Here is a 16,684-nt window from a genome sequence, read left to right on the forward strand (position 1 = left end):
TGCCGCAGGGCCAGTGCGAAGGCGTGGCACACCGCACCATCAAGTCCTTGTTTCACACCGCTACTGCAAGGAGCTTTTTGGATGAGCCACCCACTTTCACGCCCCCGTCGCGCTTTTACCTCCATCGCGGCGCTTGCCACCATCGGCCTGGCATTGGCTGCCCATGCCCAGGCGTTCACGCTCAGCAGCCCCGACTTTGCGGCGGACGGCACCTTGCCCCAGCGTTTCGAGTTCAAGGGATTCGGCTGCGCAGGTGAGAACCAGTCGCCCGCGCTGCGCTGGAACGGTGTGCCTGCAGGCACGCAGAGCTTTGCCGTCACCGCGTATGACCCTGACGCCCCCACAGGCTCGGGCTGGTGGCACTGGTCGGTGGTGAACATCCCCGCCAGCGTCACCGAGCTGCAGCCCGACGCCGGTGCTGCTGGCGGCGCCAAGCTGCCCGCAGGCGCCAGCCATGTGCGCATCGACTACGGCGCCGCCGCCTGGGGCGGGGCGTGCCCGCCCGAGGGGGAAGCGCCGCACCGCTACATCTTCACCGTGCATGCACTCAAGGTGCCACGCCTGGACCTGCCTGCCGACGCCACCGCTGCGCTGGCGGGCTACGTGATCAACGCCAACAGCCTGGGCAAGGCCACACTCACCGCGCGCTACGGGCGCCCTGCGGCCCAAGGCAAGCAGCAGTGACCGTGTGGGGTGGGGCACTGTGATGTTTTAAGCTCGGCAGTCACCCACCCCATCACAGGCCCACCCCATGCGCAGCCCCCGCGAACGAGCCTTCTGGTCCCTTCTGGCCGCACTGCTGCTGGCCGCCGCAGCAGCGGCGTGGTGGACCGCCGACCAGTGGCTGCCCCAGGCCGGACCCTGGACCGAACAGGCCTGGAAAAAGATCACCCGCCCCGGGCCCGAGTCCCTGCCGCCCGACAAGCGCCCCGCTGCTGCGCAGGTCCGCCCCGCGCAGGCGGGCGCATCCCAGCCCGTGGCGCCGCAGCCGCGCAAATGCGTGCGGGACGGCCGCACCACCTACACCGACCGGCCCTGCCCCCAGGGCAGCCAGGAGCTGCCGGTGGATGGCGCAGTCACGTCGCTACCGCCTGCGCAGTAAGCGGCTGGCGGCCAGCTGTGGTTGGCGTGCAGGCCTGTGGTGGGCATGTCGTTTTTTTCCTAGCCCGCGAGGGGGCCGCGCGGATTCAATCGGTGCATTGATTCACTACCCCAGGCCTCTCTCTTTCTTTGGGGGCCGCATGCACCGATGCACCACCACCAACCCCTGCGCGTTTTTCTTGTTCTGCTGGCCGCCCTCGGTCTGGCCATCCCCTGGTACTTCAACACCCTGTACTTTCTGGGCGGCGGCAGCGTGATGCCCGATGTTTTCTGGCGCGATGCCTTTGCCAACGCGCTCACCACCGGCATCACCTGCGATGTGTACCTGGCCGCCGTGGCGTTCTCAGCCTGGGTGGCGGCCGACCGCCGCCTGGGCGCGTGGCGCTGGACCTGCATCGCGGCCTGCTTTGGTATCGGGCTCGCGTTTGTGATGCCGCTGTACCTGGCTCAACGCCTGCGCAGGGACGCGGATCCCTCCGGCGGCTGACCCAGCTGCGCCTGCGCGCCCACTTGCAGGGGCCAGTGTTCGCTGACCGCGCTGCGGCTGCCCTGCACCAGGGCCTGTAGCGGCTGGCCCGCCAGCCTGCGCACATCACGCGCCATGTGCGACTGGTCGTAGTAGCCCTGGTCCACCGCCAGTTCCACCAGCGGGTTGTCGGGCGCGGCCAGGGCGTTGCCCAGCGTGCTGTTCAGCCGTGCAATGACCTGAAACTGCTTGGGCGCCATGCCCCAGTGCGCCACAAAGCGGCGTTCAAACTGCCGCTGGCTCAGGCCCAGACGCTGGCCCGCGTCTGTTGCATCGTCGTTGGCCGCGTGTAGCAAAGCCAGCGCCTGTTGCCGCCGCGCCTCGCAGGGCGATGGCGGCGCAACCCACTGGCGGATGAAGTCGCACAGCACCTGCAGCCGCGCACCATCGTCCGCGGCTGCCCGCAACGCGTGTTCCACCTCCGCCCACCCAGGGCCCACCAGGTCTGCCAGCGGCCGCAGTGTGTTCACCAGCCCGCGCGCGGTGGCAAACAGCGCCGCTGCGGCCTCAGGCTGCAGTACCAGTCCCACGGCCCGCACCGGCCCGCTGTGTTCGTACACCGTGGCCGTGGTGCTGGCGCTCATCCAGGCCGATGGCGGCACGGGCGCGCCCCGGCACACCACCTGCCCGGCCAGCCGCACCACCAGCATGCTCGCCACCATGGCCGGGAAATGCGATTGCGCCAGCGCCGCCGGGGCGTCCACCACCACGGCGGCCATCAGCCAGGGCTGCAAATCGGAGGGGACGGGCACCAAGCGCTGCATACCCGCATTCTGCATATCGACGTGGCGCAGGCGGCGGCTTTCGGGGTGGGTGGTCAGCCAGTCAGCCGTCGTACTCGACTTCCTCCAGCCACCCGTGCGACATGCAGCTGCCGCAGTGCCCGACTATCCTTGTTGCTTTCGTATCCCACTCACCACCCACCACTCAACCGTGCCAAGCACCATGCAGCAAGAGCAATCCCCCACCCGGTCCGTCCCCCTCGCAGGCGCCACCAACTTCCGCGACCTCGGCGGCTACACCGGCCATGATGGCCGCCCGGTGAAATGGCGCCGCATCTTCCGCTCTGACCACCTGGCGGCGGGCCTGACGCCCGAGGACCAGGCCCTGCTGGCAGACCTGGGCGTGGCCCGCGCGGTGGACTTTCGCGGCCAGGCCGAAAGCGCCGCGTATGCCTACGCACTGCCCGGCGTGGCCTACCACCCACTGCACATCGAACCCACCGTGGTGCAGCGCGCGCTGGAGCTGCAACGCACCGGCCGCCAGCTCACGGCGCAAGACGCCGTGGGCCTGATGCAGGACACCTACCGGGGTTTTGTGCACGACAACGCCCCACGTTTTGCCGAGCTGTTCCGCCTGCTGCTGGCCAGCGACGCGCCCACCGTGTTCCACTGCACCGCAGGCAAAGACCGCACCGGCTTTGCCGCCGCCCTCATCCTGCTGACCCTGGGCGTGCCGCGCGATGTGGTCATGCACGACTACCTGCTCACCAACACGCTCTACCAGCCCCCACCGGGCATGGGCAGCCACGCGCCGGAAGAAGTGCTGCGCGTGCTCTGGCGCGTGCAAGAGGAGTTTCTGGATGCCGCTCTGCACATGGTGGACAACGACTATGGCGGTCTGCAGCCCTATCTGGTGGACGTGCTGGACGTGGACGCCGCCGCGCAGAAAGAATTGGCAGGGCGCTACCTGCAGACGGCCTAAATCGCTGATGGTGCCGGCTGGCGGCGCCTGCCCGGCTTACCCCGGGCTGTGCTGCGGCCGCGCTGTCACAGCGCGCTGTTGGCGCACGCGCCAGAACAGCCAGCCCACGATCGACAGATTCAGCAGATTCCACCCCATGCCGTTCAAAAACGCCGCGCGGTAGCTGCCCGTCAGGTCAAAAATCCAGCCCGACATCCAGCCCCCCAGCGCCATGCCGATCAGCGTGGCCATGATCACCGCACCCACCCGCGCACCGGCCTCCTGTGGGGCGAAATACTCGCGGATGATGATGGCGTAGGCGGGCACGATGCCGCCCTGGAACAGCCCGAACATCGCCGAGATGACATACAGCGGCACCAGCCCGTCAAACGGCAAAAACAGCGCCAGCCCCACCCCCTGCAAAGCCGACCCCAGCAGCAGCGTGCGCACGCCGCCAATGCGGTCGCAGATCACGCCCGACACCAGGCGGCTGACGATGCCGCAGGCCAGCATCAGCGACAGCATCTCGGCCCCGCGCGCCGCGCCAAAACCCAGGTCGGTGCAATAGGCCACGATGTGCACCTGCGGCATCGCCATGGCCACGCAGCACGCAACGCCCGCCACACACAGCAATAGCTGTGCATGCAGCGGGCGCAGACCGAACGGGCGGCTGCGGTCGAGCGGCAACGGCGAGGGCGCTGCACCCGACGCGGCCGGTGCCACCGCTGCTGGTGCTGCATCCATCTGCGCCACCGGCGCGCGCTGGCGCATGCGCAGTGCCAGCAGCAGCATGCCCACCCCACACACAATGCCCAGCAGCACATAGGTGTGGCGCCAGCCGATCAGCTCAATGCCGTGCTGCACGATGGGCGGCCACAGCGCGCCCGCAATGTAGTTGCCGCTGGCGCAGATCGCCACCGCAATGCCGCGCCGCTTGTTCCACCACAGCGCGGTGTCGGCCATCAGCGGCGCAAATGTGGCCGAGCTGCCAATCAGCCCCATCAGTCCGTGCGCCAGCCCAAACCCCCAGATGCTGCCCGACAGCCCAGCCCACACAAACCCGCCACACACGGCCACCGCGCCCACGCACAGCACCGGCATCAGCCCATGCCGGTCGGCCATGCGCCCGGTCCAGATGCCGCCCAGCCCCAGGCACACCATCATCAGCGTGTAAGGCAGCGACGCATCCGCACGGCCCACGCCAAACTCGGCCTGCACGGCGGGCAGCACCACCGACACGACATACATGCTGCTGTTGCCCAGCACGACGAGGCCCAGCGTGGTCAGCAGGCGCCACGCGGCCTGGCGGGAGTCGATGAGGGATGCGGGGGCGGCGGCAGAGGGGGGCGAAGAGGTGTTCGGCATGCGGGGCAATTTACCTGACGGCACTGCAGGGACTTGCAGGGCGGCGCCAGTGCACGCCCTGTGCCGGAGGGGCGTTAGTTGATTGATATGGAATTGATAGCTGCCAGCGCTTATTGGATAAGCGCTACAGGCCAATATGGTTTGAATGGTCTTGGCTACCTAAGTCCTTCTGCAGCGGCCCACTCAACCAGCGCCCGCCAACACGCTTGGCATCGAAAAGTTGCGCCCCACTGCCCCACACCACCTAAAGTGCCTTAACAACTGCATACAAAGATATGCAGTGCACAACATAGGGAGGCAACTGGCGGCATGGCGACATTGATACCGGCACTGGGTGCGTGCTTGCGGCGCATGACCTCTGGAGAAAAGCGCTTGGCCGAGAGGCTGGAAGACAAACTCGACGACGACTACCTGCTTTGGTACGACGTACCCGTAGGCCCGCAGCAACTGCACCCCGACTTCATCGTGCTGCACCCCAGTCGGGGTTTGTTGATTCTGGAAGTGAAAGACTTTCGCCTGGGCACCATCGTGCAGGCCGACAAGGAAGACTGGACGATTCTGGACGCCGCCAGCGGCGAGCCCAAAGCCATCAAAGCCCCCTTCGCCCAGGCTCGCCACTACGCCCATGCCGTGCTGGATGCACTGCGCGCCGACAAGCGCCTTGTGCACCCCGAAGGCCGCCGCCAGGGCGAAGTAGTGTTTGCCTGGAGCTACGGCGTGGTGCTGCCCAACATCACGCGCAAACAGTTCACCGAAGCGCAGCTAGGCCAGGCCATTGCGCCCCACCGTGTCATCTGCAGTGACGAGATGACCGACAGCGTGGAGCCCGAGACTTTTCAGAGTCGCCTGTGGGAGATGTTCCCCTACGAGCGCTACCACACGCTTACCCTGCCGCAGATCGACCGCGTGCGCTGGATCCTCTTCCCGCAGGTGCGCATCCCCGAGCAGGCCAGCCTGTTCGACGAGGCCGACATGCAGGCCGAGGTGCCCGACATGCTGCGGGTGATGGACCTGCAGCAAGAGCAACTGGCCCGCAGCCTGGGCGACGGCCACCGCGTCATCCACGGCGTGGCGGGCTCTGGCAAAACCATGATCCTGGGCTACCGCGCCGAATACCTGGCCCGCGCCCATGCCGCAGGCAAGCCTGTGCTGGTGCTTTGCTACAACGAGCCGCTAGCCGTAAAGCTCGCCGCCACCATGGCCGCCAAGGGCCTGAGCGAACGCGTGCACTGCGTCCACTTCCACAAATGGGCCCGCGCCCAACTGGTAGCCTACGGGCAGACCTTACCGGCCAACAACCAGTCGCAAGATGCCTTCTTTGCCGACATGGTCCAGCGCGTCATCAACGGCGTAGACCGGGGCCACATCCCCACCGGCCAATACCTGGCCGTGCTCATCGACGAAGGCCACGACTTTGCGCCCGAATGGCTCAAGCTCGTCACCCAAATGGTGGACCCCACAACCAACAGCCTGCTGGTGCTGTACGACGACGCGCAAAGCATCTACGAGCGCGGCCGCAAAAAGAACTTCAGCTTCAAAAGCGTGGGCATCCAGGCGCAGGGCCGCACCACCATCCTCAAGATCAACTACCGCAACACGCGGCAAATTTTGCAAACCGCCAACGCCATCGCGGGCGACCTGCTCACCGCCGAAGACCGCGACGACGACGGCATCCCCCTCGTCAAACCCGTGAGCTGCGGCCGCGACGGCCCAGAGCCCATCGTCATTAACTTGCCCACCCTGCCCGAACAAGCCGCCAGGATCGCCGAACTGCTGCAAGGCGCACATGCCGATGGCTTTGCCTGGGGCGACATGGCCGTGCTGTGCCGCACCGAAAAAATCCGCGACCTGTGCGCCAGCACCCTCTACAAGCGCGGCATACCCGTGCAAAACCGCCGGGGCCCAGGCGACTATGACCCGCTGGCCAACAGCGTGAAGGTGATGACCATGAAGGTCAGCAAGGGGCTGGAATTCCCCGTGGTGGCAATACCGGGGGTGGAGCGGCTGGAGCACATGGGGGCTGAGGCTACCGAGCCTGGAGAGGGCGCATCGGCGCAGTCGGAGGCCGAGGCGCAGGCGCGCAGGGAGGCGGCGCGGGTGTTGTATGTGGCGGCGACGCGGGCTACTCAGCGCTTACTCATCGGAGCCAATGACCACAGCCAATTCGGAAAGTCTTTATATGCGTGGTTTCAATAGCCGGCTTTTCAGGGCAAACCCGTAACCTACTGGCATCAACAATCGAATTTTTCATCAGCAATAAGGGGAAGAAAAATTGGCAAGACAGTTTCAGTTTGAGCTCTTTAGATTGAACATAGAGGATGCAAGTGATCTCTTTATCGATGTGTTGCCAAAAAGACTTCGAGGGGATGGCCCCATCGCATCTGTGTTGGAACATGCGACGGATCCAATGCACGATCAAATTCAGAGAACTAGAACTGCTATCTTCAAGTGGAGCGTTAGGGAGTACCAAGACTTAAGCACTGTCTCACCCAATCGGAACTTAATCCATTTAATTCTTGCTCGCAGTGTTATTGAACGAGACGGTTCAATCGTGACAGATGAGGGTATGGCTACAGGGACGTCTTCCCTAAATCCACCGCTTGCAAGTACTGCTGTTTGCATTTTTGATCTTTCGCGGCATTTGGTTGCAATCGAGCACACAGCAGAGCTGTCCCAAACAGCATGGTTGGAATTCTTCCAGCGTATCCTTTCAAGTTCTGCCAGTAGTCATGAGTATTGGTCCTCGATTGCACTGGAACCAGTACCTGAGAAGAATGGAATCATTGGTCTCTTTCGCTCTTTCGATCGCTTGACCAGAATGCGTGTGACGTTGCGGATTCCCAACCCTGAATTGAATAGATACACGAAGCTCTTATATGAAGACCTCTCTCGGAGTGGAATCCGCGAAATTACCCAAGACATGAAAAATCCAAGTGGATTGGCAAAAGACGAGGACACTCGTCCATTTGCTTCCGCGGTGCTGGCTGAGCAGGGATACAAGAAAGGAGAAGTACAGTTTGAGGGTCTGAGAAACGGCGCGCTGGAAAGAGCGAGTTCCGGCTCTGCAGCAGCCAGGGGAAATGTTCGTGGCCTTAGAGATTTCGTAAGAGGCTTACATGCGAACGCCAAGACAAAAGAAGCTCAAAGGGCATTGATAGCAATTACCGCAGAGATAGACAGGCTACATCCGGTCTATGCGCAAGATGAATAGAAAGCTTGTTTGGTGGGCATATGTAGTCGAAATCATTGCTGCAGGGAGCACTCTCCTCTTGATATGTCTGTTGTGCCCCATGGCTGGAATTGAGGACTTTTTTAAGAATGCAGCTCTGGATATTGCGACGCTTTTTGGTGCAGTGATGCTTGCTGCCGCGCTAGCTTACTTTTGGACCTTTTTTTCTAAAGCCGACACACCGTTCTACCGCTGGCTAGATGAGAAAAACGCATTTAACACCTATCTTTACGCAACTGCTTATTCGGTTGGCGTGAGCTTCGTTTCGACAGCGAGTCTCTTGATTGCGAAACACATTCCAGATACATATATAACCTTGATCGCTCTCTTTTTTCTCCTTCTGGCAATCATCAATTTGTACACATTGGTTTGAAATGTCATAGGCCTGATGAAGCTAAACACTCTCTTTCTTCAAATAGAAAGCAAAGGTAGGTGATCCTATTAATCTCAAGCAGCAGCATGGCGCTTTGCTTTGAGAACGCAGTGGACTTCGCCGTGGCTGCTGGGGCTAAGCCCATGCGGGCTTTGAAGGTGATGCCCTGGGGGTAGACGATTGCCTTTGTGGCTGGCATCGACGGTTTTTTTTGAAGAGTTGTGCACGCCAATGGGCTGAACTGGCGCTGCATTTGCTACGGTTTTTATAGCTGATTGCGCACATTGCACAATAGCTACAGCCCTATTTAATTAGAAAATAGCTGCATTCCACTTCCTGCATCGGCTGCAGCAAGCTGGCCCAAAACCAGTCCAACCAACACGAAGAGTCCCATCCCCCATGCACGAGATCATCTGCCCCCACTGCCACAAAGCCTTCAAGGTGGACGAATCCGGCTACGCCGACATCCTCAAGCAGGTGCGAGATGCGGACTTCCATGCGCAGTTGCATGAGCGGCTGGAGCTTGCGGAGCAGGACAAGCGCAATGCGGTGGCGCTGGCGCAGGCCCAGGTAGCCAATGAGTTGCAGAAGGCGGCTGCGGCCAAAGATGCCGAGATTCAGGCCCTGAAGGCGCAACTGGATGCAGGCGCGGTGGAGCGTGACCTGGCCGTGGCGCAGGCGCTGAACGCGGTGGAAAAACAGCGCGATGCCCTGGCGAATGAGCTGGAGCGTGCGCGGCTGGCGCAGCAGGCCGCGGACCAGTTGGCACAAGCGCGGCTTGCGCAGGAGCTGCAGGGCGTGGCCGCCAAGAAAGATGCGGAGATCCAGCAGCTCAAATCGCAACTGGAGGCGGCCGAGGTGGCGCGCAGGCTGGCGGTGACCGAGGCAGTGACGGTGGTGGCCCGCGAGCGTGATGAACTCCAGAACAACCTGAACCTGGTGGTGGTGAAAAAGCAGCTCGAAGAGACCGCCATCAAGGAGCAGTACGCCTTGCAGCTGCGTGACCGCGATGGCGAGATTGCGCGGCTGCGGGACATGAAGGCGCGGCTGTCGACCAAGATGGTGGGCGAGACGCTGGAGCAGCACTGCGAGACAGAGTTCAACCGCATCCGCGCCACGGCGTTTCCGCGTGCGTACTTTGAGAAGGATAACGACGCGCGCAGCGGCAGCAAGGGCGACTACATCTTTCGCGATGTGGACGAGGCGGGCAACGAGATTGTCTCGATCATGTTCGAGATGAAGAACGAGAGCGACGAGACGGCCACCAAGAAGCGCAACGAAGACTTCCTGAAAGAGCTGGACAAGGACCGGAATGAAAAGGGTTGCGAGTACGCGGTGCTGGTGTCGCTGCTGGAGCCCGAGAGCGAGCTGTACAACACCGGCATCGTGGACATGTTCTACCGCTACCCCAAGATGTACGTGGTGCGGCCACAGTTCTTCATCCCCATCATCACGCTGCTGCGCAACGCTGCAATGAAGTCGCTGCAATACAAATCAGAGCTGGCGCTGGTGAAGGCGCAGAACCTGGACATCACCAAGTTTGAATCGCAGCTGGAGGAGTTCAAGGGCGCGTTTGGGCGCAACTGGCGGCTGGCGTCGGACGGGTTTGAAGAGGCCGTCAAGCGCATTGACGAGGCCATCAAGGACCTGGAGAAGACCAAGGAAGCGCTGCACAAGTCGGCCAACAACCTGCGCCTGGCCAATGACAAGGCCGAAGACCTCACGATCAAGAAGCTGACCCGCGGCAACCCGACGATGGCGGCCAAGTTTGCAGAGCTGAAGCAGGTGGGGATGTTGGACGGGGAGTGAGACAGGGCGGCGCGGCGGACGTTGCGCGGCCGAGCGTTGCGCCCCCATCGCTGCAGGCGGTGATCAGGAGCCCGCACTGCCTGCCACAGCGGCGACGCGCCCCCTGCACCCGGGCTCACACCCTGATGGAAGCCCCCGTCGCATAAAACTGCCCGCCCGCCACATAGTGCAGCGTGCGCAGGTCATCCGGCGCGGTGTCGAACTCCCAGTGCCCGTTGCGGAACACACGGTCGTCAGCCCAGGCGGCCACCACTTCGCCGATGAACAGGTCATAGGCCTGCTGGTTGTGCGGCTCGGGGATCACGCGGCACAGCAGCCAGGCGGCGCAGCCTTGCACCAGCGGGGGCGTGGCCTGCGGCGGGTGGCCGGGCGCTTCAAACAACGGCACGCCATGGCGCTGCAGCTTGTCGGGCGTGGTCTTGGCGCTGTCGGTACCCAGCGCCACAGTCAGCGCGGCCAGGGGCACGGTGGGCAGTTGCAGGGCAAAGAAGCCACTGGCCTCCACCAGCTCGCGCGTGCGGGTGGCCTTGTCGAGCACCACCGTGACCTTGGGCGGCGCAAAGTCCAGTGCGCAGGCCCACGATGCCGCCATGACGTTGTGCTGGCCCGCGTGGGCGGCCGACACCAGCACGACGGGGCCGTGGTTGAGCAGGCGGTAGGCCTTGCCGAGGGGCACCGGGGTGAAGTGGGGGTGGGAGGCAGTGGGCAGCATGGGGGGTGAGGGTGTGTTCAAAGGGCAATACCAGGGGATGGGGCAGTGCGTGGAGCCTGTGGGCGCTGCCGACATTTGCTATTAATTAGATAGCTATTCAGGCATATTGCACTAGCGCCATGGCGCATTTTTGCCTCAAAACGGCCTCCATGAAGCCTGTGGGGGCGCTCTGGGGCCAGCGGCACGGCCCGCCCAATGCCCCTGCCTCTGAGTGCCGCACAGGGGCTTGTGGCCCGCGCCGGCGATGGCGATAGCCACCCGCTAACATGCCAACGCCAACCGTTGGCCACAACCCGCCCCCTGAGGGGCCTACAGGAGACGATGAATGTTCAGTCATGTGATGGTCGGTGTGAACGATCTGGAGCGGTCCAAGAAGTTTTATGACGCGCTGCTGGGGGCGCTGGGCGTACCGCCCGGGGTGGCCAACAAGAACCGCTACTTCTATCGCGGCCCCACCGGTACCTTTGGCATCACCACCCCCATCAACGGCGAGCCCGCCACCTTTGCCAATGGCGGCACCATCGGTTTTGCCATGCAGTCGCCCGAGCAGGCCGATGCCTTCCACGCCGCCGGTGTAGCGAACGGTGGCATCACCTGCGAAGACCCCCCCGGCTGGCGCGAAGGCCCCGGCGGCAAGCTGTACCTGGCGTACCTGCGCGACCCGGACGGCAACAAGATCTGCGCCCTGCACCGCCCGGCCAAGGCCTGATCAACGGGCAGGCCCCCCGCTGCAACCCCGGTAGCGTTGCAGCCAGCGCTGGACGCCCTGCACACTGTGGCAGGCCGCAGCGGCCATGGCCCCGGTGACGGCCAGCATGGCCAGGGTGTGAACCCCCAGCGCGGCCAGCGCGAACAGCAAGGGGGTGGAGAGCCGGTCGCCCCCAGAGGCCACTCCACCTGCAGCGCCACCGCCCCCGCACAGCGGCGCCAGTGCAGGCACCAGCGCCAGCCCGGCACCGTGCACCGTGGCCACCCCAAAGGACCAGAGCGCCATGCCCACAGGCCGGGCGGGCTTGCGCTGGCGATGCCACGCCGCCCCCGTCAGACGCACGCGAGCGACTATCACCACCCCGCCCAGGCCGCCCGCCACCGCCAGCAGGGCAGGTGGCGACAACGACAGCCCCCACACCACCTGGCCGCCGTCAGTGCCACGGCGGCCAGGTGCCCAACGGCCATGGGCAGCAGTGCGCGCAGCGGCATGCTGTGGTCACGCGCACAGAGGCTCCAGGTGGTGGCCAGCCCCCAGCCCGTGAGGGGGTTGAGCCCGTGCAGTGCCCCCATGGCCGCAGCGGCCAGCCAGGGCCAGAGGGTGGCGTCCATGGTCGCGGTCTCAACCGTGTGTGGTTCAGCCCCGTGTGGAGCAGCACCCGCCCGGCGCCGTGTGGGCCGGTGAAGGCTGTGGCGCCTGTGCAGCTGGCCCAACCGCAGACCCAGCCGCTGGCTGGGAAGGTGCATACCGGTCGTGGTGGCGCACCCAGTCCATGGGGTAGGCGGGGTTGGTCTCGTGGCGGCCTCGGGGCGTGAGGTCCAGCAGCTGGTAGGTGCCCATCATGGCCTCCACGCCGCGCCCGAAGGTGGAGTAGGCGTGGAACACCTCGCCCGCATCGCTGCGCACAAACACGCTGATGCCCGGCGCCTCATCGGCGGGGAACGGCTGCATGCCGTAGTTGTAGAACACCTCGCCGTGGCCGCGTGCGCGCTGTTCGGGCGTGAAGCTCACGGCAAAGTCGTGGTTGAAGTCGCTGCCGTGCGACGACGCCCAGCGAAACTGCCAGCCCATGCGCTGGCGAAAGCGCTCGATCTCGGCCAGCGACGCGCGCGAGACGGCGAGCACCGACACGTCCCGGTGCTGCAGGTGCAGCTCCATGCCGCCCATGTGGTCGGCCATGAAGGAGCAGCTGGGGCAGCCCTGCTCCCACCCGGGGCCAAACATGAAGTGCTGCACGAGCAGCTGGCTGCGGCCATCGAACAGGTCGGCCAAGGCGCGCGGGCCCTGCAGGGTGTCCAGCGTGTAGCGCTTGTCCACGCGGGTCCAGGGCAGCGCGCGGCGCTGCGCGGCGACCTCGTCATGCAGGCGGGTCAGGGCCTTTTCGCGGGCCAGCAGCGCGTGGCACTGGGCCAGCCATTCGTCGGTAGAAACCACGGGGTGGGGGGTGGGTGCGTTCATGGGGGTGCTCCTGGTGGATGGTGGATGACGTTGCGGGACGGAGAATTGCGTGGGGAGGGAGGCGCTGGCAGGCGCACCTGTCCCCGGCCTGCGACATCGCGTGATGCGCGCAGGGCCTGTGGTGGCAAGGGGTGGTGGGTGCGGCGGGGCGCCGCGTCGCTCAAGGGCTGAAGGTGTCAGGGGCTCAGGGGCGGGCCGCCTTGGGCCGGCGCACAGCGCGGACCTTGCCGCTGCCGCCGCCCCCGCAGTAGAAGAGGTCGGCACCGTCCGATTCGAGGCCGCTCACGCCCACGCCTTGAGGCATGTCGAGCTGCTGCAGCACGGCGCCGGTGGCAGGGTCGATGTGGCGCAGCGTGCTCTCGTCACCCTCCCAGGTGCCGTGCCACATTTCGCCGTCCACCCAGGTCACGCCGGTCACAAAGCGGTCGGACTCGATGGTGCGCCGGATGGCGCCGGTGGCGGGGTCGATCTGGTGGATCTTGCGGTCGCGGTACTGGCCCACCCACAGGCTGCCTTCGGCCCAGGTGAGGCCCGAGTCGTTGCCGTTGCCGGGTGCAGGAATGGAGGCCACCACCTGGCCGGTGGCGGGGTCGATCTTGTCGATGCGCGCCTCGGTGATCTGGTACAGGTGCCTGCCGTCAAACGCAGTGCCGGCATCGCTGGCCACCGCCAGCGTGCGCCGGGTATCGCCCGTGGCGGCATCGAAGGCCACCAGGTGCGCCCCCGTGGCCGCCCAGACATGCTGGCCGTCGTGGGTCACGCCGTGCACGCTGTCCGCGCCCGCAAAGGGGCCGTATTCGCGCACGATCTCGGCGGGTTGTGAAGGGTGGCGGCGGAGGGTGGCGGGTGTCGGGTCGCTGTGGGTGCATGCGGTCATGGTTGGCTCCTGTGGGGTGGCCCGGTGGGGGCTTGGCGTCCACTTTATGCAATCGGCAGCGCAGCAGGGAGTAACAAGATCGTCGTGAATCCGGACAGCGGCGGCGCCAGCCAGCGCTGCGCACGCGCGCGGCCGATGGAGCGCACACGGCCTTGTGCTTCCAGCTCGGCCAACGCGCGCTGCACGGTGCGCTGGCTGGCATCCGTGGCCAACGCGAGCGCCGAGGTGGACCAGGCCGCACCGTCCGACAGCAGAGCCAGCAGCGCCGCCTGCTCGCCATCAATGGGCGGCGCCAGCACCACCACCGGCCGTGCGTCCAAGGGCTGCAGCGCAAAGCCGCGCGCTGTGGCCTCGATACGCGCCAGCGGCCGCAGGAGCGCGCGCAGGCGCCCCACCTCCACCCGCAGCCGCGCACGGTGGGTGTCGTCGGGGTGGCGGGTGCGAAAGGCCTGCGCAATCAGCGCCTCGCGCCCTGCATCGCCGGGCCAGGCTTGCGCCAGCGCACACACCAGCGTGAACAGGATGGGCCGGCGTGCCAGCGGTTGCCACACGGCGGCGTCTGTGGAGGAGGGGCCACCGCCCACCCCCACGCAGCGCCGACATGCATCCACCACCAGCGCGCCCGATGCCAGCAGGTCTGCCACATCGGAAAGGCGCAGCGGCTGGTCCACCCCCGCCCCCACGCGCCGCGCTGCGGGCTGGTCCAGCAGGGCGCGCGCCTGGGCCACCTCAGCCAGCAGGGCGGGTACATGGGCTTGCTCGGCGGCCTCCTGCGCACGGTCCAGCGCCGCGCTGGCGGAGGCGATGTGCAGCGAGCGCAGCGCCAGCTCGGCCAGGGTCAGGTCGGCCATGGCCCGCAGGGCGGGGGGCAGGTCGCCCGCTGTGGGGGCGGTCGCCATGGCGTCCATGGCCGCTGCGGCTTCGTCCAGGCGGCCGATGCGCAGCAGCCGCCGCGCCGCAATCAGCCGCGCCTGTGTGGCGTTGGCGGTGTCGCCGTGGGCTTGCAGCGTGTCGGCCGCCTCCAGCAGCGGGCGGGGTAACCCGCCCAGGTCGCGCATGGCCAGCGCCACCTCGGCCTCGGCCACCACACAACGGGCGCGCGCCTGGGCTTCGTGGGCGCCAAAGGCACGCGCAGCCTGCCGCAGCAGGTCGCGCGCACGGGGGTGTTCGCCCAGCTGCGCCATGGCAATGCCGCGCAAGGCCAGGGCGGGTGGGTCGTCGCGCAGGGCCACGCGCTTGAGGGCGCCCAGCGGGTCCCCGGCGGCCAGTGCGCGGGCGGATGCGGAGATCAGCGAATCCATGGCCGCAGACTACACCGCCAGAGGCCCACACTCCCGTGGGCGATACTCGCCGCCTCGAACAGCCACCTCGAATCGCCATCGTGCGGCTGCCCCGCAGGCGGTTCGGGGCAAAAGGAAGCAGCAGTGAAACCAGTGACCGGCAGCGCAGACGCGGCCATTTTTGACGAGGCGTACTACCAGCGCTTTTACTTCGACAAGAAGACCAGCGTGGTGGACCCGGCGCACACCGAGCGCCTGGGCGCGTTCGTGTGCAGCTACCTGCAGTACCTGCGCGTGCCCGTGCGGCGGGTGCTGGATGTGGGCTGCGGCATTGGCCTGTGGCGCGATGTGATCGCACGGCATTTTCCGCAGGCGCAGTTCCACGGCGTGGAGTTCAGCGAATACCTGTGCCAGCGGTTTGGGTGGGAGCGCGGCTCGGTGGTGGACTACAAGGCCCGCACGCCGTACGACCTGGTCATCTGCCAGGGCGTGCTGCCCTACCTGAGCGAGGCGGACGTGCAAAAGGCCATGCGCAACCTGGCGCGCCTGAGCCGGGGCGCCCTGTATGTGGAGGCCGTCGCGCGCGAGGACTGGGAGCAGGATGTGGTGGACGAGCAGGTGACCGACCCGCGCATGTTCCGCCACCCCGCACAGCTGTACCGCCGCACGCTGGGCGAGGGCTTTACCGAGCTGGGTGGTGGCGTGTGGCTGAGCCCGCTGGCAGAGCTGCCGCTGTTTGCGCTGGAACGTGCGGGCGGCCGGTGACACAGCCCGCAGCCCCCTTGGCGACTGACGTGGCCACCACCGACACACCATCCGTCACACCACCTGTCCCACCGCATGCGGTGGCACGCCTGCGCGCCGAGCGGCTGGCCCGCAGTGCCAAGCCCTTTCTGGCCCGGGGCGGCCCCAAGGGCGAACGCTGTGCGGGCTGCCGCCTGGTGCCCAGCCACTGCATCTGCGCGCTGCGGCCCGTGCGGCCCACGCGCGCGGGCATGTGCCTGCTGATGGCGGACATCGAGCCCCTCAAGCCCAGCAACACCGGCTGGCTGATCGCCGACGTGGTGGCCGACACCTATGCGTTTGGCTGGGCGCGCACCGAAGTGCACCCCGACCTGCTGACGCTGCTGGCCGACCCGCAGTGGCAGCCGTATGTGGTGTTCCCCGGCGAGTTCGTGGCGCCCGAGCGCGTGGTCACGCAGGTGGCCCAGGCCGAGGGCAAACGCCCGCTGTTCGTGCTGCTCGACGCCACCTGGCCCGAGGCGCGCAAGATGTTCCGCAAGAGCCCCTACCTCAACCACCTGCCCGTGCTGAGCCTGCAGCCCGAGCAGCTCTCGCGCTACCACCTGCGCCGATCCACACGCATGGACCACTTCTGTACGTCCGAGGTCGGCGCGCTGTGCCTGGAGCTGGCGGGCGAGCTGCAGGCCGCACAGGCGCTGGAGGCATACCTGGACGTGTTCACCCACCACTACCTGCAGGCCAAGCACCAGTTGCCGGTGGCTGCGGACGATGCCACGCACCTGCGGCTGCGCGCGGTGTGCAGCACGGGCTGAGCAAAA

19 protein-coding genes are annotated in these 16,684 nt (G+C 65.9%); 11 read left to right on the top strand and 8 right to left on the bottom strand.

From position 1 onward, the window contains the following. Nucleotides 1–81 precede the first annotated feature (81 nt). From C8C95_RS08950 to C8C95_RS08960, 3 genes are all read left to right on the top strand, one after another. The gene (locus C8C95_RS08950; protein WP_116748342.1) at nt 82–684 is read left to right on the top strand and encodes a YbhB/YbcL family Raf kinase inhibitor-like protein; all 603 of its coding nucleotides are present in this window, start codon (nt 82–84) and stop codon (nt 682–684) included. Between the two features lie 67 nt (nt 685–751). Further along, nucleotides 752–1,102, top strand: coding sequence for a DUF4124 domain-containing protein (locus tag C8C95_RS08955; protein ID WP_116748343.1), 351 nt, complete (start codon nt 752–754; stop codon nt 1,100–1,102). A 147-nt stretch (nt 1,103–1,249) separates the two neighbouring features. Then, nucleotides 1,250–1,588: a DUF2834 domain-containing protein gene (locus tag C8C95_RS08960; RefSeq protein WP_116748344.1), complete on the top strand. Its 339-nt coding sequence runs from the start codon at nt 1,250–1,252 to the stop codon at nt 1,586–1,588. On the opposite strand, the gene C8C95_RS08965 is transcribed toward C8C95_RS08960, so the two are convergent. After that, nucleotides 1,549–2,379, bottom strand: a complete 831-nt coding sequence (locus tag C8C95_RS08965; RefSeq protein ID WP_243415659.1) for a helix-turn-helix domain-containing protein — start codon at nt 2,377–2,379, stop codon at nt 1,549–1,551. The genes C8C95_RS08960 and C8C95_RS08965 overlap by 40 nt on opposite strands. Before the next feature lie 193 nt (nt 2,380–2,572). On the opposite strand from C8C95_RS08965, the gene C8C95_RS08970 reads away from it, so the two are divergent. Continuing rightward, nucleotides 2,573–3,331, top strand: a complete 759-nt coding sequence (locus C8C95_RS08970) for a tyrosine-protein phosphatase (RefSeq protein WP_116748346.1) — start codon at nt 2,573–2,575, stop codon at nt 3,329–3,331. Nucleotides 3,332–3,367: 36 nt separating this feature from the next. Here C8C95_RS08970 and C8C95_RS08975 read toward each other — a convergent pair whose 3' ends face one another. Then, on the bottom strand, nt 3,368–4,675 hold the full coding sequence (locus C8C95_RS08975) for an MFS transporter (protein WP_116748347.1): 1,308 nt from the start codon (nt 4,673–4,675) through the stop codon (nt 3,368–3,370). A 309-nt stretch (nt 4,676–4,984) separates the two neighbouring features. Here C8C95_RS08975 and C8C95_RS08980 point away from each other — a divergent pair, with 309 nt between their 5' ends. The 4 genes from C8C95_RS08980 (at nt 4,985) to C8C95_RS08990 (ending at nt 10,086) form a co-directional block, all read left to right on the top strand. Then, nucleotides 4,985–6,871 (top strand): 3'-5' exonuclease, encoded by a 1,887-nt coding sequence (locus C8C95_RS08980; protein ID WP_207780588.1) that lies wholly within the window; start codon nt 4,985–4,987, stop codon nt 6,869–6,871. Nucleotides 6,872–6,947: 76 nt separating this feature from the next. Beyond that, on the top strand, nt 6,948–7,886 hold the full coding sequence (locus C8C95_RS23495; protein ID WP_133246217.1) for a hypothetical protein: 939 nt from the start codon (nt 6,948–6,950) through the stop codon (nt 7,884–7,886). After that, nucleotides 7,870–8,277 carry a hypothetical protein gene (locus C8C95_RS08985; RefSeq protein ID WP_116748349.1) on the top strand — a complete coding sequence of 136 codons (408 nt, stop codon included), beginning with the start codon at nt 7,870–7,872 and terminating at the stop codon, nt 8,275–8,277. Before C8C95_RS23495 ends, C8C95_RS08985 begins: the two co-directional genes overlap by 17 nt. 399 nt (nt 8,278–8,676) lie before the next feature. Then, a complete protein-coding gene (locus C8C95_RS08990; protein ID WP_116748350.1) occupies nt 8,677–10,086 on the top strand; it encodes a DUF2130 domain-containing protein in 1,410 nt (469 codons plus the stop codon). Between the two features lie 115 nt (nt 10,087–10,201). Here the strand turns inward: C8C95_RS08990 and C8C95_RS08995 are convergent, their stop codons facing one another. Then, nucleotides 10,202–10,798: a flavin reductase family protein gene (locus tag C8C95_RS08995; RefSeq protein WP_116748351.1), complete on the bottom strand. Its 597-nt coding sequence runs from the start codon at nt 10,796–10,798 to the stop codon at nt 10,202–10,204. Nucleotides 10,799–11,123: 325 nt separating this feature from the next. Between C8C95_RS08995 and C8C95_RS09000 the strand changes: the two genes are divergently transcribed. Then, nucleotides 11,124–11,507, top strand: a complete 384-nt coding sequence (locus tag C8C95_RS09000; protein WP_056056657.1) for a VOC family protein — start codon at nt 11,124–11,126, stop codon at nt 11,505–11,507. Here the strand turns inward: C8C95_RS09000 and C8C95_RS09005 are convergent, their stop codons facing one another. The 5 genes from C8C95_RS09005 to C8C95_RS09025 all read right to left on the bottom strand — a co-directional run bounded on the left by C8C95_RS09005 (nt 11,508) and on the right by C8C95_RS09025 (nt 15,143). Beyond that, nucleotides 11,508–11,912 carry a hypothetical protein gene (locus tag C8C95_RS09005; protein WP_116748352.1) on the bottom strand — a complete coding sequence of 135 codons (405 nt, stop codon included), beginning with the start codon at nt 11,910–11,912 and terminating at the stop codon, nt 11,508–11,510. It lies immediately after the preceding gene. Then, on the bottom strand, nt 11,861–12,118 hold the full coding sequence (locus C8C95_RS09010; RefSeq protein ID WP_116748353.1) for a hypothetical protein: 258 nt from the start codon (nt 12,116–12,118) through the stop codon (nt 11,861–11,863). The genes C8C95_RS09005 and C8C95_RS09010 overlap by 52 nt, the downstream gene beginning before the upstream one ends. 25 nt (nt 12,119–12,143) lie before the next feature. Further along, nucleotides 12,144–12,965 (bottom strand): DUF899 domain-containing protein, encoded by an 822-nt coding sequence (locus C8C95_RS09015; RefSeq protein ID WP_116748354.1) that lies wholly within the window; start codon nt 12,963–12,965, stop codon nt 12,144–12,146. Nucleotides 12,966–13,149: 184 nt separating this feature from the next. Next, complete coding sequence (locus tag C8C95_RS09020; protein WP_116748355.1) at nt 13,150–13,842, bottom strand: PQQ-binding-like beta-propeller repeat protein; 693 nt, start codon at nt 13,840–13,842, stop codon at nt 13,150–13,152. A gap of 44 nt (nt 13,843–13,886) precedes the next feature. Next, nucleotides 13,887–15,143 carry a helix-turn-helix domain-containing protein gene (locus C8C95_RS09025; RefSeq protein ID WP_116748356.1) on the bottom strand — a complete coding sequence of 419 codons (1,257 nt, stop codon included), beginning with the start codon at nt 15,141–15,143 and terminating at the stop codon, nt 13,887–13,889. Between the two features lie 123 nt (nt 15,144–15,266). Here C8C95_RS09025 and C8C95_RS09030 point away from each other — a divergent pair, with 123 nt between their 5' ends. Together C8C95_RS09030 and C8C95_RS09035 are read left to right on the top strand one after the other, a co-directional pair. After that, nucleotides 15,267–15,887, top strand: coding sequence for a class I SAM-dependent methyltransferase (locus C8C95_RS09030; protein WP_192419261.1), 621 nt, complete (start codon nt 15,267–15,269; stop codon nt 15,885–15,887). 29 nt (nt 15,888–15,916) lie between these two features. Next, nucleotides 15,917–16,678: a tRNA-uridine aminocarboxypropyltransferase gene (locus C8C95_RS09035; protein ID WP_116750203.1), complete on the top strand. Its 762-nt coding sequence runs from the start codon at nt 15,917–15,919 to the stop codon at nt 16,676–16,678. The last annotated feature ends 6 nt before the right edge of the window (nt 16,679–16,684 follow it).

The sequence above is a fragment of the Acidovorax sp. 99 genome (genome assembly GCF_003096455.1).
Taxonomy (GTDB): Bacteria; Pseudomonadota; Gammaproteobacteria; order Burkholderiales; family Burkholderiaceae_C; genus Acidovorax; species Acidovorax delafieldii.